This is a genomic window from Allobosea sp. LjRoot237, assembly GCF_964253285.1.
Lineage (GTDB): Bacteria > Pseudomonadota > Alphaproteobacteria > Rhizobiales > Beijerinckiaceae > Allobosea.
On record NZ_CAXUQP020000001.1, the window covers coordinates 2,535,612 to 2,561,904 of the forward strand.

Consider the following 26,293-nt stretch of genomic DNA (forward strand, 5'->3'; position numbering starts at 1 on the left):
TGTTTGCGGGCGCCAACGCTGTGGATTCTGACGTTTGCAGCTCTGAGTGAGGGTGGCGCGGTCTACGGGAGTCGAACCCGTCTCCCCAGCGTGAAAGGCTGGTGTCCTAACCGATAGACGAAGACCGCAGGCCGGAGCGCGAAGCGCTCTAACGAGGCGGGGCGAGCTATAGTGTCCCGGCGAAGCTTGGGCAAGCCCGCTGTCAGGGTTTTTCGCAACGGCTCAGGCAGGCCGGGCCAGATCGACGACGCGCAGCTCCGCCCGCTCGCTGCCGCCCCAGCGATTCAGCGTCAACGTGCCGGCAAGATGCACGCTCTCGCCACGTGCCGCCAGCAGCGCCTGGCCGAGCGGCTCGCGCGCGGCGCGGAAGGCGATGCCGCCGATGGTGGCGCCGTCGCCTGAGCGCAGCTTGATGCGCAGATGCCCGCCCGTGCCGACTTCGATGACCTCGGTCAGCCGGTGGGCCGGCAGCACGAAGACCGGCTCGGGACAGCCGGCGCCGAAAGGCCCGGCCTGATCGATCTCGGCGAGCAGGCGCGGATTGGCGCCGCCGGCGCTGATCGCCGCATCGATCAGCAGCGCCTCGGCCTCGCGCGAATTCGCCACGCCGGCGGCCAGCCGTTCACCGATGAAGCTTGCGAAGGGGGCCTCCTGCCCTTGCGCCAGCGTGACGCCGGCCGCCATCGCATGGCCGCCGCCCTTGACCGCAAGACCGGTCTCGACCGCCTGACGCACGGCTCCGCCGATATCGACGCCGGCGATCGAGCGGCCGGAGCCGGTCGCGCCGCCATCGCCATTACGTGCCAAGGCGAAGGCCGGCCGGCGGAAGCGCTCCTTCAACCGTCCTGCGATCAGCCCGACGATGCCGGGGTGCCAATCGGCCGAGCCGACGACCAGCACCGGGTGCGAGGCGGCATCCTCGAAACGATGCTCGACCTCGGCCACCGCCTCCTCGACCGCGGCCCGCTCGATCTCCTGCCGTTCCTGATTGAGTCGGTTGAGCTCGGCGGCGATGGTGCGCGCCTCGACCTCGTCGCGGGTCAGAAGTAGCCGGGCTCCAAGAGCGGCATCGCCGATGCGTCCGCCGGCATTGATGCGCGGGCCGAGCAGGAAGCCGAGATGCCAGGGCTGCACCGGACCGTCGAGGCCTGCGATATCGAGTAGGGCCGCGAGCCCCGGCCGCTGGCGCAGGCGCATGATGGTGATGCCCTGGCGCACGAAGGCACGATTGAGGCCAGTGAGCGGCACGACATCGGCGATGGTTGCGAGCCCGACGAGGTCAAGCGCTGCGAGCAGGTCGGGCTCGCTTCCCCTCGCCTGCCAGGCGCCGCGCCGGCGCAATTCGCGATTCGTCGCCACGAGCGTGAGGAAGACAACGCCGGCGGCGCAGAGATGGCCGAGGCCCGCGAGATCGTCCTGCCGGTTCGGATTGACCAGCGCCTGAACGCTGGGGAGCAGTTCGGGCGCCTGGTGGTGGTCGAGCACCACCGTGTCGAGCCCGAGCCGTGTCGCCTGCTGCAGGGGCTCATGGCTGGTCGTGCCGCAATCGACAGTGACGAGCAGGGTTGCCCCCTCGCCTGCCAGCATCGTGATCGCCTCGGCGTTCGGGCCATAGCCCTCGATCAGCCGGTCGGGGATGTGGATGCGCGGCCGCGCGCCCGCCTCGGCGAGGAAGCCGGCGAGCAGCGCCGCCGAGCAGGCGCCGTCGACGTCGTAGTCGCCGAAGATCGCGACCTTCTCGCCGGATATCGCCGCCTGCGCCAGCCGCTCGGCGGCACGATCCATGTCGCGCAGAACCGACGGGTCCGGCAGGAGGTCTCGCAATTTTGGCTCGAGATGACGCAGTGCTTCGCTCGACAGGACGCCGCGCCCGGCCAGGATGCGGGCCAGCGTATCGGGCACGCCCTCGACCTGCGCCAGCGCCTCGGCCTGTGCGAGGCCGGCGGAATCGAGCCGGTCGCGCCATGGGCGTCCAAGCGCCGAATGTCCGACACCGAGGAAAAGGCGATTCTGGCCGGAGTTCATGCGCCACCGCTGGCGCAGTGGCGCGGCCTCGTCAATCCTTGGCGCATCACTCGAGCGGCTTCTGGTCCTCGATCGCCTGCGCGGTGACCTTGCGGGCGCTCACCGGCGCATGGCCGGAGACCTCGGCGCCGGCATCAGGCTTCAACTGCATCATCCAGAAGACCGAGGAGGCGGAAATCAGGCCAACGAGGACGAAAGCGGGCCAGAAATCGCCAGCGCCGAGCGCCTTGCCGCCATTGAGAAGATTGGCCGACTCGAGCGCGAAGGCGCCGATGGTGACGCCGAGGCTGAGCGACAATTGCTGGGCGACGCTGGAGAGGCTGGTCGCGCTCGACATGTCGCGGTTCGAGACGTCGGCATAGCTCAGCGCATTGATGCCGGTGAACTGCAGCGAGCGAAAGCAGCCACCAACGAGCAGCACGCCGAGCATCAGCCAATGCGGTGTCGCCGGCGTGAACAGGCCGGAGCCTGCCAGGAAAGCCGAGCCGACCAGCGCGTTGAAGGTCAGCACGCCCCGGAAGCCGAAGCGGGCGAGAATGGTCTTCGCCAGCGTCTTCATGATCAGCGCACCGGCAGCCGAAGCGAAGGTGATCAGGCCCGACTGCAGTGCATCGAGCCCGAAGCCGAGCTGCAGCATCAGCGGCAGAAGGAACGGTATGGCGCCGATGCCGACGCGGAAGACCGAGCCGCCGATCACGCCGATCCGGTAGGTGGGTATCCGCAGCAGCGCGAGGTTGAGCACCGGATAGGCCAGCCGGCGCGCGTGAAACCAGTAGAGGAGCAGCGCCGCGATGCCGAAAGCGACACAGCCATAGGAGACCGCGGCGGGCACGAGGTGGCGTCCGCCGGTGGCAAGGCCGAGCATCAAGGCGGCAAAGCCGCTGGAGGATAAAAGGAAGCCGGTGATGTCGAGCGGCGCGACGTCCTCCTCGCGGATGTCCTCGAAGAACATCGTCGCCAAGGCGATGCCGAGCAGGCCGATCGGGATGTTGATGAAGAAGATCCAGCGCCAGTCGAAATAGGTGGTAATGAAGCCGCCGACCACCGGTCCGACGACCGGTCCGACCAGCGCCGGGACCGTCAGATAGGCGAGCGCGCTGACGATCTGCGACTTCTCGACACTGCGCAGGATGACGAGCCGGCCGACCGGCACCATCATCGCCCCACCCATGCCTTGGATGAAGCGCGCGCCGACGAACGCTCCGAGCGAATTCGAGAAGGCGCAGAGCACTGAGCCGAGCATGAAGATGCAGAGCGCAGTGCGGAAGATGGTGCGGGCCCCGAACTTGTCGGCCATCCAGCCGGAGATCGGTATGAACACTGCGAGGCTGACGAGATAGGAGGTCAGCGCCAGCTTGAGGGCGATGGGGTCCTCGCCGAGCGATTGGGCGATCACCGGCAGCGACGTCGCGATCACCGTCGAATCGGTGTTCTCCATGAACAGCGCGCAGGCAACGATGAGAGGCAGGAGCTTGGCGCGCTGCAAGGAATCGGACTTTCGGATTTGGCCGCCCTGCTGCCCTTTACTGCGGGTGTATCCGGCTGGCGAGAGCGGATCGGAGCACAGTGACGAGGGTTGCGTCTGGCGCATGGCGGGCGGGCCGTGCTGAGCCGGATTCCGACCTGCCCTTACGTCGTCACAAGGATGTGATTGCGGCCCCGTTATGCGTTTTTAGCGGGTCATTCTAGTCGAGCGCTACCTATCTGCAGGTTGAAGGGGTGATGATTTTGCATATGCCGACGCGGCCGGTCCGCGGGCAAAAGGTGTTTCCATGACCAACTCCACGCACCACCACGTCCGCTCGTTCGCTTCGACCGCGCTCCGTCACGGCGCCGCGGTCGCGCTACTGGCGGGAGCTGCGTTTTTTGGCGCCGGTCAGGCGCCGACGCTCGCCCAATCCACCAGCTGGGAGGAAGGCTGCGCTGTGCGCGTGGTCACGCCCGGCTCCGGCGACATCCTCAGGACCATGAACTGCGACCGGCAGAAAATGTGCCAACAGATGGCCAATGCCAAAGGCGGCATGATGATGGGCATGGGTTGCTTCGGCGTTGAACCGAAGGGCTCCGCCCCAGTCGCGCAGCAGGCCGGCAAGGCCCGGCCATCCCAGCAGCAGTAAGCCAGCATCTCTCGCAATTCCGACGGTCGCGGCCCCGTGCCGCGGCCGCCTCGGCAGTTTTTGTTGCAGCGCCCCTAGCGGCCGCGTCGCACGCGTGATATCGGGCCTCGTCAACTCGGCTTAGGGCATATCCGCCCTGCCCCTTTTCAGTGCCGGCCGTACCGGCCCCGGAGTTGACGATGGCGACGATCACTGACGGTCTCATTCGCGACGGTTTCACCTTCGACGATGTGCTGCTCGAGCCCGGTCCATCCGAGGTGATGCCGAGCGATGTCGACATCTCGACCAAGCTGACCAAGACGATCTCGCTCAACCTGCCGATCATCGCCTCGGCGATGGACACGGTCACTGAAGCCAAGATGGCGATCGCCATGGCACAGGCCGGCGGCCTCGGCGTCGTGCATCGCAACCTCGATCCCGATCAGCAGGCGGCGCAGGTCCGCCTCGTCAAGAAGTTCGAATCCGGGATGATCGCCAATCCGATCACCATCCACCCGGACGAGACGCTGGCCGATGCGTTGGCGCTGATGAAGAACAACGGGATTTCCGGCATTCCGGTGGTCGAGCGCGGCCCGCAGGGTCACAACGGCAAGCTCGTCGGCATCGTGACCAATCGCGACGTGCGCTTCGCTGCCAATCCCGAGCAACCTGTCTCGGAACTGATGACCAAGGACCGGTTGATCACGGTGCGCGAGGGCGTGGGCCAGGACGAGGCGCGGCGCCTGCTGCACCAGTTCCGGATCGAGAAGCTCCTGGTGGTCGATGATCACTATCGCTGCATCGGGCTGATCACCGTCAAGGACATGGAGAAGCAGGTCACCCACCCGCACGCCGCCAAGGACGCGCGGGGTCGGCTGCTCGTCGCGGCCGCGACCACGACCGGCGATCAGGGCTTCGAGCGTTCGGAGTTGCTGATTGATGCCGGCGTCGACATCATCGTTGTCGATACCGCCCATGGTCACTCGGCCAAGGTGCTGGAAGCCGTGACGCGGGTGAAGAAGCTCTCCAACGCCGTCCAGGTCATCGCCGGCAACGTCGCGACCGCCGGTGGAGCGCAGGCCTTGATCGACGCTGGTGCCGACGCGATCAAGGTCGGCATCGGTCCGGGTTCGATCTGCACCACCCGCATCGTCGCCGGCGTCGGCGTGCCGCAGCTCACCGCGGTCATGGATGCCGCCTCCGCCGCGCAGAAGGCCGGCATCCCGGTGATCGCCGATGGCGGCATCAAGTATTCTGGTGACCTCGCCAAGGCGCTCGCCGCCGGCGCCGCCTGCGCCATGGTCGGCTCGTTGCTCGCCGGTACGGACGAGACCCCAGGCGAGACCTTCCTCTACCAGGGGCGCTCCTACAAAGCCTATCGCGGCATGGGCTCGGTCGGTGCGATGGCGCGTGGCTCGGCCGACCGCTACTTCCAGCAGGACATCAAGGACGCGCTGAAGCTGGTGCCGGAGGGCATCGAGGGCCAGGTCGCCTACAAGGGGCCCGTCTCGAATGTGCTGCATCAGCTCGCCGGCGGCTTGCGCGCGGCGATGGGCTATGTCGGCGGCCGCAACCTCGAGGACTACCGCAACAAGGCGCGCTTCATCCGCATCACCAGCGCCGGCCTGCGCGAGAGCCACGTCCACGACGTGACGATCGTTCGCGAGAGCCCGAACTATCCGACGCGCTCTTGATGAATGATTGAGGCGAGGCCGACATGACGCTCAAGCTGATCTATCCGGCGCTGGCCCAGATCCTCTGGAGCTTCGTCGTCCTCGTCATCATGTTCCGACGCCGCAAGCAGGCATTCGCCAATCGCGAGGTCGGGCTCGCCGATATCGCCATCTCGACCGAACGCTATCCGGAGCCGGCGCGGCTCGCAGCGGCCAACTTCAGTAATCAGTTCGAAACCCCGCTCCTGTTCTTCGTGCTGACCTTGATCGCGATCCACGTCGGCGCGACGGGCTATGTCATGGCGGCGCTGGCTTGGGCTTATGTCGCGACCCGAATTGTCCATACACTGATCCACACTGGCTCGAACAGGCTGCGGCAACGCGCGATCATCTTCGCGATCGGCGTCGCATGCCTGTTCTTCATGTGGCTCGGTATTGTGATTGCCGTCGTCTGATCGTTTTTTCTTCGCGCACGCAAGACGTGTGGCGGCGAGTTCTCGCCGCCGATTTGTCGGCTCTGTCACATCCTCGCTACAGCGACCGATAAACCGTAATCGACACTTGCGTCCAAACTACACCCTCTTCATGCTAAATACTTGCGGTGAGGATGGTTTGGGAAGCAGCCGTCCGGCAGGGTCGGCGTCGTGCTCCCCGTGGCGCAAGGCTTTCTATGGCGGTGCTGACTTTCGGGCGTGTGGCTCTGCTCTCGGCCGCGGGTGTTCTCGCCGCGGGCGCGCTTCTTCATGTGACCGGGCGCCCTGTGCCATGGCCGCTAGACCAGATTCCCTACGGCAAGGTGCTCCCGGCACCGGCAAAGCCGACTCCAACAGCTTCCGCCCCCGCAGCCGGGGGTAATCGTCCGGGCCAGGCCAACCGGCCGCCGGTGACCGTCGTCACCGCCAAGGCCGAGCGCCGCCCGATGCCCGTCCGGATCGATGCGATCGGCACGGTGCAGGCGATCTCCACCGTCAATATCCGCTCACGCGTCGACAGCCAGATCATGGCGGTCGAGTTCCGCGACGGCGCCACCGTGAACAGGGGTGACGTGCTGTTCCGGCTGGACTCGCGCCAGCTCGAGGCGCAGTCGCGCCAGGCCGAGGCCAATGTCGCACGCGACAAGGCCTCGCTCGTTGCAGCCGAGTCCGATCTGCGGCGGGCCGAGGAACTCTCGCGGCGTGAGATCGCCACCGACCAGCGCCTCGACAATGCCCGCACCGCAGTGAGCACGCTGCGTGCTGCGATCCGGGGCGGGGAAGCTGCCGTCGACAGCCTGCGCGTCCAGCTCAGCTACTACACGATCACCGCTCCGGTCTCGGGGCGGGTCGGTGTCGCCGCACTGAAGGAAGGCAATATCGCCAAGAGCGGCGACAGTTCGGCCACTTTGGCGACGATCAACCAGATCGACCCGATCTATGTCAGCTTCGCCGTGGCGCAGCGCTATCTGCCGGAAATCCGCGAGGCGATGCAGGCAAAGACGGCCGCCGTCCAGGCGACCCAGCAAGGCGCCGGCAAGAGCGTCGAAGGCACGATCGCGGTGGTCGACAACTCCGTCGACGCGACGACGGGCACGATCCAGATCCGGGCCAGCTTCGACAATCCCAATGAGGCGCTCTGGCCCGGTGCACTCTGCCAGGTCCGGCTGACGCTGAGGACAGAGCCCGATGCCGTCACGGTTCCGCGCGAGGCGGTCCAGACCGGGCAGAACGGCTCCTATGTCTTCGTCATCGACAACGGCGCCGCTCGGGCTCGGCCGATCGTGGTCGCCCGCAATGTCGAGGACCGCGTGGTCATCGCGTCGGGCCTGACCGGCAGCGAGACCGTCGTGATCGACGGGCAGCTGCTCCTGACCGATGGTGCGCGTACGATCGAGCGCGGCCGCGGCGGCCAGAGCCCGCCGGCGCCCAACCTGACCTCCCAGCGAGGGAGCGCCGGCTGATGAACCTGCCCGAGGCCTGCATCCGTCGCCCGGTCATGACGACCCTTCTGATGGCGACGTTCCTGATCTTCGGGTTGTTCGCCTTCAAACAGTTGCCGGTCGCGGCCCTGCCCCGCGTCGATTTCCCGACCATCAACGTCAGTGCTCGCCTGCCCGGCGCCAGCCCGGAGACGATGGCCTCCTCGATCGCCGCGCCGCTCGAGCGCGAATTCGCCTCGATCTCCGGCATCACCTCGATGTCGTCGGTTTCGCAGCAGGGCTCGACCTCGATCACGCTGCAATTCGACCTCAACCGCAATATCGACGGCGCCGCTCTCGATGTGCAGGCGGCGCTCAGCGCCACGACCCGGCGGCTACCGCCCGAGCTCCCGGCTCCGCCGAGCTTCAGGAAGGTCAATCCGGCCGATCAGCCGGTGCTGTTCATGGTGCTGACCTCGGCGACCAAGCCGCTCTACGAGGTCCACGAGTTCGGCGAGAACATCCTGCAGCAGCAGATTTCGCAATTGCCCGGCGTCGCCCAGGTCAACATCTTCGGCGCGCAGAAATATGCGGTCAGGGTGCGGGTCAACCCCGACGCCGTCTCCGCCCGCGGCCTCGCTTTGAGCGATGTCCGCAGCGCCATCGCCGCCGCGAACTCGAACTCCCCCGTCGGAACGCTCAACGGCACCAACCAACGCATGGTGCTGGGCGCCACCGGCCAGATGGAACGCGCCAACGAATATGGCAACCTGATCATCTCGCAGAAGAACGGCGTGCCGATCCGCCTCAATGACGTGGCGCAGATCCTCGATTCGGTCGAGAACGACCAGACCGGCAGCTGGTTCAACGGCCAGCGCTCGATCATGCTGGCGGTCTATCGCCAGTCGGACGCCAACACCGTCCAGGTCGTCGACAGCATCAAGAGCCGGCTCGACGCTTATCGTGCGCAACTGCCGGCCGCGATCGACCTTGTCGTGCTCAACGACCGTTCGATCCCGATCCGCGAGGCGGTCGAGGATGTCGAGGTCTCGCTGATGATCGCGATCGCCCTCGTGGTCATGGTGATCTTCCTGTTCCTGAAGAGTTTCGCCGCGACGGTGATCCCGACGCTGGCGCTGCCGATCTCGCTGGTCGGCACCTTCGCGATCATGCACGCGCTGGGCTATTCGCTCGACAACATCTCGCTGCTGGCGCTGACGCTCGCGGTCGGCTTCGTCGTCGACGACGCCATCGTCATGCTGGAGAACATCATCCGGCACATCGAGATGGGCAAGAAGCCGTTCCAGGCGGCGCTCGACGGCTCGCGCGAGATCGGCTTCACCATCCTGTCGATCACCATCTCGCTGGTCGCGGTCTTCATCCCCGTCTTCTTCATGGGCGGGGTAGTCGGCAAGGTCTTCGCCGAATTCGCCGGCACGATCGCGGCGGCGATCATCGTCTCCGGCTTCGTCTCGCTGACGCTGACGCCGATGCTCTGCGCCCGCTTCCTCAAGGCGCACGATCATCACAAGAAGCCGAACATTGTCGAACGCGTGTTCGAGGCCGGTTTCCAGGGCATGCTGAGCGCCTATCGCTGGACGCTCGACGCCGTGCTCAAGGCGCGCTTCCTGATGCTGCTGGTGACGCTGGGCACGGTCTACGTCTCGGTCCAGCTCTATATCGACGTGCCCAAGGGCTTCTTCCCGACCGAGGATACCGGCCTGTTGCGCGGCGCGACCGAGGGGCCGCCGGACACCTCGTTCGAGGCGATGGCGGCGCGCCAGATGCGCGTCGCGGAGATCGTCAAGGCCGATCCGGCGATCGACTACCTGACCTCGAACATCGGCGGCTTCAACGCCACCAATAACGGCTTCATGTTCATCGCGCTGAAGCCGAAGGATCAGCGCGACAAGGCCGATGTGGTGATCGCCCGCCTGCGCCGGGCGGTCTCGGAGGTGCCGGGCATCACCGCGGTCTTCCAGCAGGTCCAGAACATCAATCTCAACGCCGGCCGCTCCTCGCGGGCGCAGTACCTCTATTCGTTGCAGGGGCCCGATCTTGGCGCTCTCTTCAACTACGCGCCGCTGATGCAGCAGCGCCTGGCGCAGCTGCCGCAACTGCGCGACGCCAATATCGACCTCCAGCTGCGCAATCCCCAGCTCTCGATCGAGATCGACCGCGAGCGCGCCGCCAGCCTCGGCATCTCCAGCGACCAGATCCGCCAGGCGCTCGGCAATGCCTTCGGCTCGCGCCAGATCGCGACGATCTTCACGCCGGCGACCGACTACCAGGTGATCATGGAGGCCGAGCGCGCCTACCAGCAGGACCCGGCGGTGCTGTCGCGCCTGCTGCTGAAGGCGGCCAATGGCCTGAACGTGCCGCTGGAAACGGTCGCAACGATCAAGCCGAGCGTCGGGCCGCTTGCCGTCAACCGGATCTCGCAGCAGCCGGCGGTGACGATCTCGTTCAACACCGCACCGGGCATCTCGCTCGGCGACGCGGTCAACGCGATCCGTGCGGCCGAACGCGAGGTCAACCTGCCGGCCTCGATCGTCACCAGCTTCGCCGGCTCGGCCCAGCTCTTCCAGGATGCGCTGAAGGGCCAGGGCCTGCTGATCTTCGCCGCGATCCTGGTGATCTACATCATCCTCGGGATTCTCTACGAGAGCTTCATCCACCCGATCACGATCCTGTCCGGCCTGCCCTCGGCCGGTCTCGGCGCCCTGCTCGCCCTGCAGTACTTCCACATGGACCTGTCGGTGATCGCGATCATCGGCATCCTGATGCTGGTCGGCATCGTCAAGAAGAACGCGATCATGATGGTCGACTTCGCGATCGAGCGCCGCAAGATGGGCGATGACGCGCTGACCGCGATCCGCGATGCGGCGCTCGTCCGCTTTCGGCCGATCATGATGACGAGCTTCGCCGCGATCTTCGGCGTGCTACCGATCGCGCTCGGCGCCGGAGCCGGCGCGGAACTGCGCCAGCCGCTCGGCATCGCCGTGGTCGGCGGCCTCATCGTTTCGCAGTTGCTGACGCTCTACATCACGCCTGTCGTCTACTTCTATCTCGACAAGGTCGACAGCTGGCTTTCCGGCCGCGGCCGTGGCGAGCGGGAGGAGGCAGCGGCGCTTCCAGGCGCAGTGCCGGTCGCGATCCCGCAGGCGGTCCACCGCCAGCAGGATTGACCCTGCACGTCCGGCTGCCGCTTTCCTCAGGACCGGCAGCCCATCTCACGGCGATCCGCGTATTAACGATGACGCCGGCTTTGCGGTGACAGCGGCCGGCTGGCCGTTGAGTCTTAACGAAAAGTAAACTAAGCCCATAAAGCGGCGGACAATGAACTAGCGAGCGATGGAGTAATCGCGGTGCTTCGTGTCCGTAATGTCGACTATCTGGGTTCCGATCCTGTCCTGCCGACCGGTTCCAGCTCCTCGACGATAGTGAACCCCGTTTCGCGCGGCCGCAGCAGCGGCCTGCGCCTCGCGGCCATGGCCGGCTTCGGGCTTGCGCTCGGCGCATGTGGCACGGTTCTGACCGTCTCCCTGGTTCAGGCCGAGGATGATGCCGGCATTCGCGCCTTCCATCGCGAGGAAGCTGCCCGCCGGACAGAGCGCGCACCGCAACGGGCGACTTATGCTTCCGTTCCGGTGTCGGCCTATGCTCCGGCCCGCCAGACCTGGTCCGTGCCGTTCTTCCAGGCGCGCCCGGAAGGACGCCTCAGCCCACCGCCGGTCGACTTGAACCCATTCAAGCCGGTCCAGGCCGCGCCGAGGCAGGCGCAGCAGAAGCAGGCGCAGCAGAAGCAGAAGCCACCGGCCATCCGCTACGACACGGTGTCTGGCGCGGCCGACGTGACGCGAACTCTCTGCGTGCGCCTCTGCGACGGCTTCCACGCGCCGATTGGCCATTTGCGCAGCCAGTCCGACTACAGGGCGCACGAGGCGCTCTGCCAAGCTGCCAATCCGGGCGTACCGGTCAAGGTCTTCAAGGTCGCAGCCGGTGCTGCGACCATCGACGATGCGGTGGCGCGCGACGGCAAGACCTATCGCGCGCTGCCGATGGCCTATGCCTATGAGCGCGGCGCCGATGCGGCTTGCCGGCCGGCGATCGCAACCGCGAATGATCGCCGTGTCTCGCTGCTGCGCGACTTCACCTTGCGGCCAGGCGACAGCATCGTGCTCGACGGGCGGGTTCGTACCTTCACCGGCTCCGGCAAGTGGCCCTATACTGCGGCGGATTTCCGCGACTTCCGCGGCTCGCCCGAGCTGACCGCCAGCGACCGCCGACAGATCGATACGAAGGTCGGCATCTCGCACGCTGAAGCGCAGGTACGTGCCTTGCGCCGGCAGATGCGGGTGCGCGAGGCCAGCCTGCACGACGACAACTATGCCAGCGACGCGCTCGGCCTGCGCGGTGTGCTCGCTCCACGCGACGCCATCGTAAATACGCCGCGCGTGGTCCTGCAGACACCGTTCGCGCGGAATTGAGCTACTTTTTGGGATGATTGTCCTGGGTTTTTGTTCCTAGGACAATCCGCCTAAGATCCGCCGAAAGATCGATGGACGACCGGATGGCCTTCCGGCACATTCGCTGCATTGCAGCATGGAGCCGAGCATGACGACGAAGACGCCGCGCCAGTTCTACCGTCCGCTGGCGATCGGCGCGCCCGAGCCTTATCGCGAGCTGCCGCTACGGCTGGAGCGGATGATCCATTTCGTGCCGCCTCATCTGGAAAAGGTGCGCGCCAAGGTTCCCGAACTCGCCGGTCAGGTCGATATCGTGCTCGGCAATCTCGAGGACGCGATCCCGGTCGAGGCGAAGCAGGCGGCACGCGACGGCTTCATCGAACTGGCCAAGGCGACCGATTTCGGCGCGACCGGCTTGTGGACGCGGGTCAATGCGCTGAACTCGCCCTGGTTTCTCGACGACATGGCCGCGATCATGGGCGAGATCGGCGGCAAGCTCGACGTCGTCATGGTGCCCAAGGTCGAGGGGCCCTGGGACATCCACTATGTCGACCAGCTGCTGGCGCAATACGAGGCGCGGCACGCCCTGCCCAAGCCGGTGCTGATCCACGCCATTCTGGAGACCGCCGAGGGCGTGAAAAATGTCGACGCGATCGCGACCGCCTCCCCTCGCATGCACGGCATGAGTCTTGGGCCGGCCGATCTCGCCGCCTCGCGCGCGATGAAGACGACGCGTGTCGGCGGCGGCCACCCGGAATACAAGGTGATCGCCGATCCGGCTCCGGATGGCGGCTTGCGTGCCGTCGCGCAGCAGGATCTTTGGCATTACACCCTCGCGAAGATGGTCGACGCCTGCGCCTCGGCGGGCTTAAAGCCCTTCTACGGGCCTTTCGGCGATTTCTCTGATGGGGCCGCCTGCGAGGCGCAGTTCCGCAACGCCTTCCTGCTCGGCTGCGCCGGCGCCTGGACGCTCCACCCCTCGCAGATCGAGATCGCCAAGCGCGTGTTCAGCCCCGATCCTGATGAGGTCGCCTTTGCTGTGCGTATCCTGGCGGCGATGCCGGATGGCTCGGGCGCTGTGATGATCGACGGCAAAATGCAGGACGATGCGACCTGGAAGCAGGCCAAGGTCATCGTCGACCTGGCGCGGCAGGTGGCGGCTCGCGATCCGGCATTGGCAGTGCGCTACGGATTCTGAAGCAGATTTCTTGCCGCGACATCCCGGGATATTGACGCATTTGCGACGTAATCCTAGGTCAAGCGCTGCACGCGGCGACGATACCGGCAGTGACGGGCCGGCCTGGGACTGAACGAGGACATGGAATCACGCACTGCGAAATTCCGCATCGGCGACGTGGTGCGCCATCGCGTCTATCCGTTCCGCGGGGTGATCTTCGACGTCGATCCGGTGTTCTCGAATTCGGATGAATGGTGGTTGGCGATCCCCGAGCATCTGCGTCCGTCCAAGGACCAGCCCTTCTACCATCTCTTCGCGGAGAACGAGGAGACCGAGTACGTCGCGTATGTCTCCGAACAAAATCTCGTGATCGACGAGTCCGGTCAACCGATCCGGCACCCGCAGGCGCGCGAACATTTTCGGCGCGACCGCAAGGGCAAATACCGGCTCGACCGATCCGAGCTGAACTGAGCTTCAACCCTCTGGTAATTGGGCTTTGTGCTGACGAAGGGACGGATTCGTGAGCATCGGCCATGCCGACATCGTCATTCTCGGCGGCGGCCACAACGGGCTCGTCTGCGCCTTCTACCTCGCCAAGGCCGGGCTGAAGGTCACCGTGCTGGAGCGGCGCGCCGTGGTTGGCGGTGCAGCCGTCACCGAGGAGTTCCACCCCGGCTTCCGCAATTCCACCGCGAGCTACACGGTCAGCCTGCTCAACCCGCGCATCATCGAGCAGATGGAGCTGGCACGGCATGGGCTCAGGATCGTCGAGCGGCGGATGGCGAACTTCATGCCGCTGCCGGACGGGCGCTACCTCGCCGCCGGCGAGGGGCGCACGGAAGCGGAGGTGGCAAAGTTCTCGGTTCACGATGCCGAACGGCTCCAGGCCTATGGCGAGCGGCTGGAGCGGGTCGCCGCCATGCTGCGCGACCTCGTGCTGCAGGCGCCGCCCAATCTCGGCGAAGGCGGCTGGCTTGCCGCCTTGCCGCAGATGCTGGAAGCGGCTGCACTTGGGCGACGCGTCGCGGGGCTCGACCAGGCCGGCCGGCGCGACCTGCTCGACCTCTTCGCCAAGTCGGCGGGCGACTGGCTCGACGGCTGGTTCGAAAGCGACCCGATCAAGGCCCTGTTCGGCTTCGACAGCGTCGTGGGCAATTATGCCAGCCCCTATACGCCGGGCTCTGCCTATGTGCTGCTGCATCACGTCTTCGGGGAGGTCAACGGCAAGAGCGGCGCCTGGGGCCACGCGCTCGGTGGCATGGGCGCGATCACGCAGGCGATGGCCCGGGCTTGCGCTGAACAGGGCGTCGATATCCGTTTGGAGACGCCGGTCGCGCAGGTATTGACCGAGAAAGGCCGCGCCGCCGGCGCGGTGACCGAGCAGGGCGAGGTGGTGCGGTCGCGCGCCGTGGTGTCGAACCTGCATCCGCGCCTGCTGTTCGAGCGGCTCGTCGACCCGGCGATCGTCTCGACCGATTTCGGCGAGCGCATCCGCCGCTATGCCTCGGGCTCGGGTACATTCCGGATGAATCTGGCGCTGTCGGAGCTGCCGCGCTTTGCCTGCCTGCCGGAACCGGGCGACCATCTCACCGCAGGCATCATCATTGCGCCGTCGCTCGGCTATATGGACCGCGCCCATGCACAGGCGCGGCTGTCAGGCTGGTCGAGCGAGCCGATCGTCGAGATGCTGATCCCGTCGACGCTCGACGACAGCCTCGCCCCGTCCGGTCGGCATGTCGCGAGCCTGTTCTGCCAGCATGTTGCGCCAAGCCTGCCGGACGGCGAGAGCTGGGACGAACATCGCGACACGGTGGCCGATTTGATGGTCGAGACCGTGGACCGCTACGCTCCTGGCTTCCGCGCGTCCGTCATCGGTCGGCTGGCTTTGACGCCGAGCGATCTGGAGGAGCGTTTCGGGCTGATCGGTGGCGACATCTTCCACGGTCGCCTGACGCTTGACCAGCTCTTCAGCGCCCGCCCGGTGCTCGGCCACGCCGATTATCGCATGCCGGTGCCGGGCCTTTACCTCTGCGGCTCCGGTGCCCATCCGGGCGGGGGCGTCACCGGCGCGCCGGGCCATAACGCAGCCCGCTCCGTGCTCACCGATCTGCAGCCTCGGCGCTTCGGGCTGCGGTCGTTGCGAGCGTAACCGAAGCGATCAATCACGGACCGCCGCAACCCTATCCGTTCGAAACCGATGCTACCCGCTGCGCTCAGCCTGCGGGAAACGTGCGGTAAAGGCCCCTTCCCGCTCGGGCGGCAGCCGCACCAGCAGTGCCAGCGCACCGTCCTCCGCATCCTCGCGGTCGAGGATTTCGCCATTGGCGTGCAGCCAGGCCAGCGACTTGCCATCGCCCGGCGGCAAGGTGAGCCGGTAGACCGGCCGGGTTCGCGCGATGCGTTGCTCGATCGCATCGGTCAGCGGGCCCATCCCCTCGCCTGTCAGGGCTGAGACCAGCACAGGGCGTGAAGCTCCCGGCTTGAGCGTAGCGAGTGCCCCCTGGCGCTCACGCTCCTCGCCCGAGAGCAGGTCGGCCTTGTTCCAGACTTCGATGACGCGGTCGCCATCATCAGGATCGATGCCGAGATCGCGCAGGATGCCCTGGACATCGGCCGCCTGGGCCTGAGTGTCCTCGTGCGAGACGTCGCGGACATGCAGCAGTACGTCGGCCTCGATCGCATCCTCGAGCGTGGCGCGGAAGGCAGCGACGAGCTGCGTCGGCAAGTCTGAGATGAAACCGACAGTATCGGACAGCATGATCCTGGCGCCATGCGGCAGTTTTATTGCCCGCGCCGTAGGGTCGAGCGTGGCGAAGAGCATGTCCTGCGCCAGGACCTCGGCCGAAGTCAGCCGGTTGAACAGCGTCGACTTGCCGGCATTGGTGTAGCCGACCAGCGCAACCACCGGATAAGGCACGCGTTTGCGGCTGGCGCGATGCAGCGAGCGCGTGCGCTTTACGCTCTCGAGCTCGCGCTCGATCTTGCTCATCCGCTCCTGGATGATGCGCCGGTCGGCCTCGATCTGGGTCTCGCCCGGGCCACCAAGGAAGCCGAAGCCGCCACGCTGACGCTCCAGGTGGGTCCATGACCGCACCAGGCGGCTCTTCTGGTAATTGAGATGGGCGAGCTCGACCTGCAGCGCGCCCTCGCGCGTGCGGGCACGCCGGCCGAAGATCTCGAGGATCAGCCCGGTGCGGTCGATGACTTTGCAACCAAAGGTTTTCTCAAGATTGCGCTGCTGGACCGGCGACAAGGCGCAATCCATCACGACGAGGCCGATCTCCTCGATCTTGACGCGTTCCGCCAGTTCCTCGACCTTGCCCTTGCCAAGATAGGTCGCGGGCCGGAGCGCGCTGAGCACAACCGGGATCGCCTCGACGATCTGGAGATCGATGGCGCTGGCCAGCCCGAACGCCTCATCCAGCCGCGCTGCGTGGCTGCGCTGGTTCTCGTCGGCCGCACTGCCCCGACTGGCGGCATGACGCGCCAGATAGGGACCGACCACGACGGCGCGGGTGTTGGCTGCGAGTGCATGCTCGGCGGCGTCGATCGAAATCCCGATCGAGCCGCCGTTGTCAGCCCCAGCCTTGCCGGCCACGGCTCAGGCCTTGTCCGTTTCCTCGGGCTCGAACAGCTGCACCGGGTGGCCTGGCATGATGGTCGAGATCGCGTGCTTGTAGACGAGCTGGGAATGTCCATCCCGGCGCAGCAGCACGCAGAAATTATCGAACCAGGTGACGACGCCCTGCAATTTGACGCCGTTCACGAGAAAGATGGTGAGGGGAATCTTCTGCTTGCGGACATGATTGAGAAACGTGTCCTGAAGGTTTTGGGCCCGCTCTGCGGCCATGGGTAGCCCCTGTTGTTGGGATCGCAATCGGCTTGCGCATGCGATCCAGATCGTCCCGTTAGGCTTCGGCGCCAATCGCCGGGCGTTCGGGACACCGACGCCTCATTAGATCGTGACCCGGTGAGAACGCGCAAGGGTTGCGAGGCGCGAAATTCGGCCTGCCGCCCTGCGTGCAGTGCAACACAACGGTCGAGTGTCAGCCCACCCCTAGCGATTTGAGCTTACGGTGAAGGGCTGAACGCTCCATGCCGATGAATTCCGCGGTGCGCGAGATGTTCCCGGAGAAGCGGGCTATCTGCGCCATCAAATACTCGCGCTCGAATATCTCGCGCGCATCGCGCAATGGCAGGCTCATCAGCTTCTCGCCGCCCGAGCCGGACGGTGTGGTCGGCACCATGGCACCGACTTCGGCAGGCAGCATGTCGACCGTGATCTCCGCCGTGGGATCGCCCTTGGTCAGAATCATCAATCGCTCGACGTTGTTGCGCAATTCGCGAACATTGCCCGGCCATTCATGCGATTGCAGGATGGCCATGGCTTCGCCGCCGATCCGGCGCTTCGGCAGTCCGGCCCCGACCGAGATCTGGTCCATGAAGAACTCGATCAGCTCGGGCACGTCCTCGCGGCGCTCCGACAAAGCAGGCACGCGGATCGGCACCACGCCGAGCCGATGATACAGATCCTCGCGCAGCTGACCGTCGGCGATCAGCTTGAGGAGGTCACGGCTGCTCGACGAGATGATGCGGACGTCGACATGGACCCGGGTCGCGCCGCCGACGCGCTGGAAATTCTGGTCGACCAGGACGCGCAGGATGCGGTTCTGCGTCTCGCGCGGCATGTCGCCGATCTCGTCGATGTAGAGCGTGCCGCCATGGGCCTCCTCAAGTGCGCCGACGCGGCGCGAGCGCCCATCGCCGCCCTCGACGCCGAAGAGCTCCTCTTCCATCGTCTCGGGCGTGATCGTCGCCGCGTTGATCACGACGAAGGGCCCGGACGAGCGGGCCGATGCCTCGTGCAGCGTGCGCGCGGTCAATTCCTTGCCGCAGCCCGGCTCGCCGGTGATCAGCACGCGCGCATTGGTCGGCGCGACGCGCTCCAGCGTCTGGCGCAGCTGGTTGACCGCGGTCGAGCGGCCGACGATCCGGCTTGCCTGGACCGAACGGGTCTTCAGCTCGCGCACCTCGCGTCGCAAGCGCGAAGCCTCCAGGGCTCGCTCGGCGACCAGCACCAGCCGATCGGCCTTGAACGGCTTCTCGATGAAGTCGTAGGCGCCGCTCTTGATCGCCGAGACTGCCGTCTCGATGTTGCCGTGACCGGAGATCATCACCACTGCCAGGTCGGGGTGGCTCTCCTTGATCAGCTGGAGCACCTGCAATCCGTCGAGCCGGCTACCCTGCAGCCAGATATCGAGGAAGACGAGGTTGGGCCGCCGCGCCGTGATCGCAGCCAGTGCCTCGTCGGCGGAGCCGGCTTTGCGCGTACGATAGCCTTCGTCCTCCAGGAGGCCGGCTACCAGTTCGCGAATATCGACCTCGTCGTCGACGACGAGAATATCAGCACTCATGCCTTCGTCCCGTTCACTTGTCGTGTGGCGTCATCCGCCGTCCTATTGCCTGTCTCTGGTCTGTCTTCGCCGGCCGGTGGCGGTCCGGTCTCGACGAACCAGAGCCTGATCCTGGCGCCGCGAGCGCCGTCTGGCCGGTCGAGCAGCTCGATGCCGCCGCCATGGTCTTCGAGAATCTTGCCGACGATGGCGAGGCCGAGCCCGGTGCCGCCGTCGCGCGTGGTCATATAGGGTTCGAGCAGCTTCTGGCGCTGATCGGCCGGCAGGCCTTTGCCGTTATCGAGGATGTCGATGACGATCCGGCCGTCTTGGAGCCGCTCGAAGCCGATCTCGATGCGACCCTTGCCGCGTTCCTCGGCCGGCACGGCCTCGACCGCCTCGGTCGCGTTCTTGATGACGTTGGTCAGAGCCTGCGAGATCAGGCGCCGATCGAAATGCGCCAGGACCGGTGCGTCGGGCAGGTTGTCGGACATGTCGATCTCGGGATTGCCCACCCGCATCAGGAAAATGACCTGCCGGACCGTCTCGACGATGTCGTCTCGCGCCGGCGACGGCTTGGGCATCCGCGCAAAGGACGAGAACTCGTCGACCATGCGGCGAATGTCCTCGACCTGCCGCACGATGGTGGCGGTGCACTGGTCGAAGATCTCCTTGTCGTCGACGATGACCCGGCCGAACTTGCGGCGGATACGCTCGGCCGAGAGCTGGATTGGCGTCAGCGGGTTCTTGATCTCGTGGGCGATGCGGCGCGCCACATCGGCCCAGGCGGCAGTACGCTGCGCCGAGACGAGGTCGGTGATGTCGTCGAGCGTCACAACCAGGCCGGCACCGGCGCCCTCGCCTTCGCGTGTGGCCCGGATGTTGACCAGCCGCTCGCGACCGCCGCGCGTGATCGCCGCCTGGCTGGAGCTCAGGCGCTGCCGCCCGGCCAGCGCTTCGGACACGAACGCAGCGATTTCCGGAGCAACCCGTGTCACGGGCTCGCCGAGCAGACGCCCGCCGGCGCCGAGCAGGGTCTCGGACGAGCGGTTGCTGATGGTGATGTGTCCGTCCTCGTCAATGCCGAGAACGCCGGAGGAGACGCCGGAGAGGACGGTCTCGGTGAAACGGCGGCGCCGGTCGATCACCTCGCTTGCGGTGACGAGACCATCGCGCTGACGGCGGAGCTCGGCCGTCATCTTGTTGAAGGTCTCGCCAAGATGGGCCAGATCGCCTTCCGCTCGCCTTATCGGCACCTGGACATAGAAGTTGCCGCTGGAGACCTGATCGGTGGCGTGGATCATCCGCCGGATCGGCGCGACAAGGCCATTGGCGAAGTTGAGACCGAGCCAGATCGCCGAGAGCAGCAGGATCACGGAGATCAGCGCGTACATCGAGGCAAAGGCGATCTGCACGCCCTTGCGCCGGGCGTCGATGCCGAGGTATTCGACCGCAGCACCGCGAGCCACCGCCGGGAACTCGACCGCGAGCGGATCGACTTCGCGGGCGACATAGAGGAAGGCGCCGTCATAGCTCGGCAGCTTCATCAGAGCGCCGAAAACCCGGCCCGCCGACGGCAGCACACAGATCGGCTCCGGCGAGCTCTGGGCATCCTCGAAGGCATCGGCATTCGGTTTGCTGGCGTCCCGCAGTACATCGATATTGGCCCGGACGAGGATGGTATCCGGCGGCTTCATGATCCAGACGACCGGAAGGCCGAGCGCCGTGGCGCGCGCCGTCACGAAGCTCTCGTACCAACGGCGGTCGGCATCGTAAGCCGTTTTCGCTCGTCCCAGATCGTCCGAGAGCAGTCTGATCTCGCGGCCGAGCGAGCGGCACTGTCCAGTGGTGTAGGCGTCGGCGACTTCGACGGATTTGAAGATCACGTCGCGCATCCGGTCCGAGAACCAGGGCTCGAGGCCGCGCTCCAGTGTTGCGGTCGCGATCACGGCGACGAGTACAGCCGGCAGTGCCGCGACGATGCTGAACAGACTGACGATCCGCACGTGCAGACCGGCTGCCGCCACGCCCTTGCGCCTCGCGCGGATCAGCACCGCCGCCTCGAAGGCGACGATGATCAGCAGCAACAGGATCAGCAGGCCGTTGATGATGAAGACGCCGACCACGACCTCGTGGACCGGCACGACCGGCGTCGCACCCGAAAGCACGAGGAAAGTCGTCAGCGCGGAGACGAGCGCGAAGCCGACAACGAGCGCGCCGAGCCAGCCCGAAACCCGCCGGGGCGGGTCTTCGGTTCGAGGTGTCATGCGCATGTCGCCGGTCGAGGCCGTCAAGACGATGTCGAAGCTCCGTCGCCTGCGGCTCCCATCATGGAAGTCGCTGCACGGCGCACTGATGCGCCGCCGCAACGGTGTTGTCAAAATATGACAGATGCAAGGCAGCCACAGTGCCCGGAACCCGTTCCGATCAGCTTGCGCTGCAAGCCGATCGGAAAAACGGTTTCCAACTCAAAGTGAGACGGATTCTCCGAGCAGGTTGAACCAACCTGCTCGGACCCGGCCCTGTCAACGGGGCGAGCGCACCACCTGCATGTCGAGCTCGCGGATCTTCTTGCGCAAGGTGTTGCGATTAAGTCCCAGCAGTTCGGCGGCGCGAATCTGGTTGCCGCGCGTTGCCGCCAGGGCGGCTGCGATCAGCGGCGGCTCGACCTCGCGCAGGATGCGATGATAAAGCCCCGGCGGGGGGATCTGGTCGCCGAAGCCGCCGAAATACTGGTTGAGGTGACGCTCGACCGAGCCGGAAAGGGTTTCTGCCCGCTCCGGCGCGCTGCTGCTCCCGATCTGTATCGGGCCCCCGGTCGCCGGCTGCAACTCAGCCTCGATAATGGGGCCTGTGATCGTGTCCTGCGGATAAAGCGCGGCCAGACGCCGCACCAGATTCTCGAGCTCGCGGACATTGCCGGGCCAGCGGTAACGCCGCAGCACATCCATCGCTTCCGAATCGATCTGCTTGCGCGCCAGCCCCTCCTTCTCGACCAGCGCGAAGAAATGGCGGACGAGGTCGGGGATATCCTCGACACGTTCGCGCAGCGGCGGCAGCCGGATCGGGACGACGTTGAGACGGAAGAACAGGTCTTCGCGGAACAGGCCATGCGCGATCGAGATGCGCAGGTCCTTGTTGGTCGCGGCGACGATGCGAACATTGGTCTTGATCGGGGTGCGTCCGCCGACCGTGGTGTACTCACCTTGCTGGAGCACGCGCAGCAGTCTCGTCTGCGCCTCCATCGGCATGTCGCCGATTTCGTCGAGGAAGAGCGTGCCGCCCTCGGCCTGCTCGAAGCGGCCGGAGGAACGGGTCAGTGCGCCGGTGAAGGCCCCCTTCTCGTGACCGAACAGCTCCGACTCGATCAAATCCTTTGGGATCGCCGCCATGTTGATGGCAACGAAAGGTCCGTTGCGGCGCTTGCCATAGTCGTGGAGAGCGCGGGCGACCAGCTCCTTGCCGGTGCCCGACTCGCCATTGATCATCACCGTCAGGTCGATCGGCATCAGCCGCGCCAGGGCACGATAGACGTCCTGCATCGCTGGCGAGCGACCGACCAGCGGGATGTCCTCGGGCTCGGCAGCCTGGCTGCGTGGCACGTCGCCGCGCGGACGCGACAGCGCGCGCCCGACGATGGCGACGAGCTCCTTCAGGTCGAAGGGCTTCGGCAGGTATTCGTAGGCGCCGCGCTCGGAGGCCTTGATCGCGGTCATGAAGGTGTTCTGCGCACTCATCACGATGATCGGCAGCTCGGGCCGGACCCGCTTGATGCGCGGCAGGAGGTCGAAGGCGTTGCCGTCCGGCATCACCACGTCGGTGATGATGAGATCGCCAAGACCTTGCGCGGCCCAGGTCCAGAGGGTCGCCGCCTGCCCCGTGGTGCGCACCTCGTAGCCGGCGCGGGCGAGTGCCTGGTTGAGGACGGTGCGGATCGCGGCGTCGTCGTCGGCGATGAGAATGTTACCCGTCGGCATGCGGTTCCTATGTCCTGCTCGCCTCTTACCCAGCCTGAGGCGGCTTCGCCTCGTGCAGGGGCAATCGAATTCGGAATGTCGTACGTCGCTGCGCGGATTCGCATTCGACGATTCCGCCGTGATCGCCGATCACCTTGGCGACAAGTGCAAGTCCAAGGCCACTTCCCTGCGCCTTGGTGGTGACGAAGGGATCGAACAGATGCTGGTGCAGGTCGGGCGGCACGCCCGGACCGTTGTCGCGGACACCGATCTCGAGCGGCAAAGCGAGTCGGGCGCTAGATCCGGGTGCCTGCATGCGGATGCCGGGGCGATAGGCTGTGGTGAGCGTGATCTCGCCATCGATCGCGTCATTGCCAATCGCTTCGGCCGCGTTCTTGACCAGGTTGAGCAGAACCTGGACCAGCTGGTCGCGATTGCCGGCGACCGGCGGCAGCGACGGGTCATAGACCTCGCTGAAACGGATGTGCCGGGCGAAGCCGGACTGAGCCAGCCGCTTCACATGGTCGAGCACGTCATGGACGTTGACCGGCCCACGTTCGCTCGGACGCTCGTCGCCGAACAGCTCGACCCGCTCGACCAGCTTCACGATCCGGTCGGCTTCGTCACAGATCAGCTGCGTCAGCAGGCGATCGTCGTCCTGGACCGAGGATTCGAGCAGTTGCGCCGCGCCGCGGATGCCGGAGAGCGGGTTCTTGATCTCATGCGCCAGCATCGCGCCCAGCGCCGTGATCGAGCGGGCTGCCCCCCGATGCGTCAGCTGCCTGTCCATTTTTTCAGCAATTGTCCGTTCTTGCAGCAGAAGTACCACCGCACCGGGCTGGCTGGGCAGCAGCGAGGCAAAAACGTCGACCACACGGTCAACGCCGAGCCGCGGCGAGGCCAGCTCGAGCCGGTACTCGCTGACACTGGCACCGCGCCGCTGGACTTCCTCGACCAACCCAAGCACCGGCGAGCCGAAAGCGACGAGATCGTCGAGGCGCTGGCGCTTCAGCACGAGGGCGCTGGCCTGAAAGAAGTCCTCGGCGGCGGTGTTGGCGTAAAGGATGCCGTGCCCTTCCCCGATGACCAGGACGGGCATGGGCAGGACGTTGAGCGCTTGGACTTCAAGAAGATCATACAAGGGATCGTGCTGCCCCTCCGCACCGTCGTTGAACATCGCCATCGTCATAAGCAGGACTTCCTGGGTCAGGCGGCAGCGCCGAGAGGGTCGGTGGAAAACAGTTGCCCTAAAGCCGCAATGGCGCGCGTAGGCTCGCTCGTCGTCAGCAACTCGCGTCGGGCGCCCTCGTCCGGCTCCAGTCCGCAGGCAAGCGCCTCGTCGGCATAGGCGGCCAGGTGCTTGCGGGCATGACGGACGCCGCTCTCGCGTCCCATCAATGATAGCAGACCCTCGTAGTGCTCGCGGGCGACATCATGTTTGACGGCGAGCGGGATATTCGCCGGCTCGCGGCCGGCGAGTGCGGCCCCTATCGCGCCAGGCAGCCAGGGCCGGCCGAGCGCAGCGCGCCCCACCATGACGTAATCCGCTTTCGATTGCTCCAGGCAGCTGCGGGCATGGGCCGGCGTCGCGATGTCGCCATTGGCGATCAGCGGGAACGTGCCTGCCGCCCGCACCGGGCGGATCGCTGCCCAATTGGCCTGGCCCTTGTAGAACTGCTGACGCGTGCGGCCATGGACGGTGATCGCAGCCGCTCCGGCCATCGCGGCGCGGCGCGCCAGTTCAGGCGCGTTGCGGCTGGTATCGTCCCAGCCGAGTCGCATCTTCACCGTGACCGGCACCTTCACCGCCGCCACGACCGCTTCGACCAGGCCGATTGCGTGATCGAGATCACGCATCAGCGCCGAGCCGGCCCAGCCGCCGACCACCCGCTTGGCCGGGCAGCCCATATTGATGTCGACAATATCAGCGCCGGACGCTTCCGCGACCTGAGCAGCCTCGGCCAGCCAGCGCGCCTCGCAGCCGGCGAGCTGGACGACGTGCGGCGTCACCCCCGCGCCTTCGGCCCGCAGCCGCGCCTCTTCGCTGCCGCGGACGAGTTCGTCGGAGGCCACCATTTCCGAAACGACGAGGCCGGCGCCGAAGCGCGCGGCGATGCGGCGCATCGCCAGATCGGTCACGCCCGACATCGGCGCCAGGAAGGCGCGCGAGGCCGGAAACAATCCACCGATCGGAATCTCGCGCTCGCCCGAATTTGAGGCAGTTATCATTTTGCCGATTTATTAGACAAATGCTGCGCCGCGCAAGAGAATTTCGCAGCATATTGCGTTGCAATATCGACATGGTGCGAGCGCGATGGCTCGCGTGAGTACCGTCATGGCTCCTGTGGTGGCTTGGCGACAGAGCCGCGCCGTCCTATCAGCGAGGCCCAATTCATGGAGCCTAGAGGATCGATGACGTCCGCCGTCGCAGCCCTGATCGTCGCCGCCGGCCGCGGCCTGCGCGCTGGTGCGGACGCTCCGAAACAGTATCGACGACTTGGTGGCATGCCGGTTCTCTGCCGTACGCTCGCCCCCTTCCTGGCCGAGAGACGGATCGACATCGTGCTCGTGGTGATCGGTGTTGGCGACCGGCCACGGTATGACGATGCGATCGGCCAACTTCCGGAGAGTGCCCAGACCCGGCTCGCCCCGGCGGTCAACGGCGGCGAGACTCGCCAGGATTCGGTCCGCGCGGGATTGGAGGCACTCGCCGCCAGCGGCTTCGCAGGCAATGTGCTCGTGCATGATGCGGCCCGCCCCTTCGTCTCAGCTGCGCTCATCGAGCGGGCACTGGAGACCGGCGCCCACCATGCCGCCGCGGTCCCCGCGCTCACCGTGACCGACACCATCAAGCGCGTGGATCCCGCAGGCTTGATTGAGGAGACCCTGCCGCGCGAGCAACTCGTCTCGGTGCAAACGCCGCAGGCCTTCGCCTTCCAGCCTCTGCTCGCAGCGCACCGGGCCGCTCACGGCGCCGGAGCCAGCGGTTTCACCGACGATTCCGCCATCATGGAATGGGCCGGCCACCGGGTCGCGACCTTCGCTGGAGATCCGATGAACCAGAAGCTGACCCACCCGGGCGACTTCGCGCTGGCTGAACAGCGCATCGCCAGGTCACTCGTGACGCGCACGGGTACGGGCTATGACGTTCATGCCTTCGCCGATGGTGACCATGTCTGGCTCGGCGGCGTTCGGATCCCGCATAGCCGCGGCGTCACGGCCCATTCCGATGGGGATGTCGGCCTGCATGCGCTCACCGACGCGGTATTGGGGGCCTTGGCCGATGGCGATATCGGCAGCCATTTCCCGCCGAGCGATCCGCGATGGCGCGGCGCCTCCTCAGACCGTTTCCTCGCCTTCGCGGCCGAACGGGTCCGGCAGCGCGGCGGCCGCATCGACCATCTCGACCTGACCATCGTCTGCGAGGGGCCTAAGGTCGGCCCGCATCGCGATGCGATCCGCGCCCAGATCGCTGAGATCGCAGGCTTGCGCCTCGACCAGGTCGGCGTCAAGGCGACGACCTCGGAACGCCTCGGCTTCACTGGCCGTGGCGAAGGCCTCGCCGCGCTCGCCACCGCGACCATCCGCCTTCCAGAGCCGGAGTGACGCC

Annotated in this window: 19 protein-coding genes and 1 tRNA gene; 10 read left to right on the plus strand and 10 right to left on the minus strand. The window is 66.3% G+C overall.

What is annotated here, in order from left to right; genetic code table 11:
• Positions 1-53 precede the first annotated feature (53 nt).
• The 3 genes from ACSQ24_RS12315 to ACSQ24_RS12325 all read right to left on the minus strand — a co-directional run bounded on the left by ACSQ24_RS12315 (position 54) and on the right by ACSQ24_RS12325 (position 3,511).
• Positions 54-128, minus strand: a tRNA-Glu gene (locus ACSQ24_RS12315).
• 94 nt (positions 129-222) lie between these two features.
• Positions 223-2,025, minus strand: a complete 1,803-nt coding sequence (recJ, locus tag ACSQ24_RS12320; protein WP_436094953.1) for a single-stranded-DNA-specific exonuclease RecJ — start codon at positions 2,023-2,025, stop codon at positions 223-225.
• Positions 2,026-2,071: 46 nt separating this feature from the next.
• Positions 2,072-3,511: an MFS transporter gene (locus ACSQ24_RS12325; RefSeq protein WP_436094954.1), complete on the minus strand. Its 1,440-nt coding sequence runs from the start codon at positions 3,509-3,511 to the stop codon at positions 2,072-2,074.
• A gap of 286 nt (positions 3,512-3,797) precedes the next feature.
• On the opposite strand from ACSQ24_RS12325, the gene ACSQ24_RS12330 reads away from it, so the two are divergent.
• The 9 genes from ACSQ24_RS12330 to ACSQ24_RS12370 all read left to right on the plus strand — a co-directional run bounded on the left by ACSQ24_RS12330 (position 3,798) and on the right by ACSQ24_RS12370 (position 15,483).
• Entirely contained in the window at positions 3,798-4,142 is a 345-nt protein-coding gene (locus tag ACSQ24_RS12330; protein ID WP_436094955.1) for a hypothetical protein, read from the plus strand.
• Positions 4,143-4,321: 179 nt separating this feature from the next.
• Positions 4,322-5,815, plus strand: a complete 1,494-nt coding sequence (gene guaB / locus ACSQ24_RS12335) for an IMP dehydrogenase (RefSeq protein ID WP_436094956.1) — start codon at positions 4,322-4,324, stop codon at positions 5,813-5,815.
• Positions 5,816-5,838: 23 nt separating this feature from the next.
• Positions 5,839-6,249, plus strand: a complete 411-nt coding sequence (locus tag ACSQ24_RS12340; protein WP_436094957.1) for an MAPEG family protein — start codon at positions 5,839-5,841, stop codon at positions 6,247-6,249.
• 428 nt (positions 6,250-6,677) lie between these two features.
• The gene (locus ACSQ24_RS12345; protein WP_436094958.1) at positions 6,678-7,730 is read left to right on the plus strand and encodes an efflux RND transporter periplasmic adaptor subunit; all 1,053 of its coding nucleotides are present in this window, start codon (positions 6,678-6,680) and stop codon (positions 7,728-7,730) included.
• Positions 7,730-10,876, plus strand: a complete 3,147-nt coding sequence (locus ACSQ24_RS12350) for an efflux RND transporter permease subunit (RefSeq protein ID WP_436094959.1) — start codon at positions 7,730-7,732, stop codon at positions 10,874-10,876. Before ACSQ24_RS12345 ends, ACSQ24_RS12350 begins: the two co-directional genes overlap by 1 nt.
• A gap of 180 nt (positions 10,877-11,056) precedes the next feature.
• On the plus strand, positions 11,057-12,178 hold the full coding sequence (locus tag ACSQ24_RS12355) for a DUF2865 domain-containing protein (protein WP_436094960.1): 1,122 nt from the start codon (positions 11,057-11,059) through the stop codon (positions 12,176-12,178).
• A 127-nt stretch (positions 12,179-12,305) separates the two neighbouring features.
• Positions 12,306-13,355 carry an HpcH/HpaI aldolase/citrate lyase family protein gene (locus ACSQ24_RS12360; RefSeq protein ID WP_436094961.1) on the plus strand — a complete coding sequence of 350 codons (1,050 nt, stop codon included), beginning with the start codon at positions 12,306-12,308 and terminating at the stop codon, positions 13,353-13,355.
• Between the two features lie 120 nt (positions 13,356-13,475).
• Positions 13,476-13,805: a heat shock protein HspQ gene (gene hspQ / locus ACSQ24_RS12365; protein WP_436094962.1), complete on the plus strand. Its 330-nt coding sequence runs from the start codon at positions 13,476-13,478 to the stop codon at positions 13,803-13,805.
• A gap of 55 nt (positions 13,806-13,860) precedes the next feature.
• Positions 13,861-15,483 carry a phytoene desaturase family protein gene (locus ACSQ24_RS12370; protein ID WP_436097880.1) on the plus strand — a complete coding sequence of 541 codons (1,623 nt, stop codon included), beginning with the start codon at positions 13,861-13,863 and terminating at the stop codon, positions 15,481-15,483.
• 51 nt (positions 15,484-15,534) lie between these two features.
• On the opposite strand, the gene hflX is transcribed toward ACSQ24_RS12370, so the two are convergent.
• The 7 genes from hflX to dusB form a co-directional block, all read right to left on the minus strand.
• Positions 15,535-16,932 (minus strand): GTPase HflX, encoded by a 1,398-nt coding sequence (gene hflX, locus ACSQ24_RS12375; RefSeq protein ID WP_436094963.1) that lies wholly within the window; start codon positions 16,930-16,932, stop codon positions 15,535-15,537.
• A 3-nt stretch (positions 16,933-16,935) separates the two neighbouring features.
• Positions 16,936-17,184: an RNA chaperone Hfq gene (gene hfq, locus ACSQ24_RS12380; protein ID WP_069880868.1), complete on the minus strand. Its 249-nt coding sequence runs from the start codon at positions 17,182-17,184 to the stop codon at positions 16,936-16,938.
• A 196-nt stretch (positions 17,185-17,380) separates the two neighbouring features.
• Complete coding sequence (ntrX, locus tag ACSQ24_RS12385; RefSeq protein ID WP_436094964.1) at positions 17,381-18,748, minus strand: nitrogen assimilation response regulator NtrX; 1,368 nt, start codon at positions 18,746-18,748, stop codon at positions 17,381-17,383.
• A complete protein-coding gene (locus ACSQ24_RS12390; RefSeq protein WP_436094965.1) occupies positions 18,745-20,994 on the minus strand; it encodes an ATP-binding protein in 2,250 nt (749 codons plus the stop codon). Before ACSQ24_RS12390 ends, ntrX begins: the two co-directional genes overlap by 4 nt.
• Positions 20,995-21,252: 258 nt before the next feature.
• On the minus strand, positions 21,253-22,704 hold the full coding sequence (gene ntrC, locus ACSQ24_RS12395; RefSeq protein WP_436094966.1) for a nitrogen regulation protein NR(I): 1,452 nt from the start codon (positions 22,702-22,704) through the stop codon (positions 21,253-21,255).
• Between the two features lie 25 nt (positions 22,705-22,729).
• Positions 22,730-23,782 carry a two-component system sensor histidine kinase NtrB gene (locus ACSQ24_RS12400; RefSeq protein ID WP_436097881.1) on the minus strand — a complete coding sequence of 351 codons (1,053 nt, stop codon included), beginning with the start codon at positions 23,780-23,782 and terminating at the stop codon, positions 22,730-22,732.
• A gap of 107 nt (positions 23,783-23,889) precedes the next feature.
• Positions 23,890-24,912, minus strand: coding sequence for a tRNA dihydrouridine synthase DusB (gene dusB, locus ACSQ24_RS12405; RefSeq protein WP_436094967.1), 1,023 nt, complete (start codon positions 24,910-24,912; stop codon positions 23,890-23,892).
• Positions 24,913-25,095: 183 nt separating this feature from the next.
• On the opposite strand from dusB, the gene ACSQ24_RS12410 reads away from it, so the two are divergent.
• Positions 25,096-26,289: a bifunctional 2-C-methyl-D-erythritol 4-phosphate cytidylyltransferase/2-C-methyl-D-erythritol 2,4-cyclodiphosphate synthase gene (locus ACSQ24_RS12410; RefSeq protein ID WP_436094968.1), complete on the plus strand. Its 1,194-nt coding sequence runs from the start codon at positions 25,096-25,098 to the stop codon at positions 26,287-26,289.
• Positions 26,290-26,293: the final 4 nt, after the last annotated feature.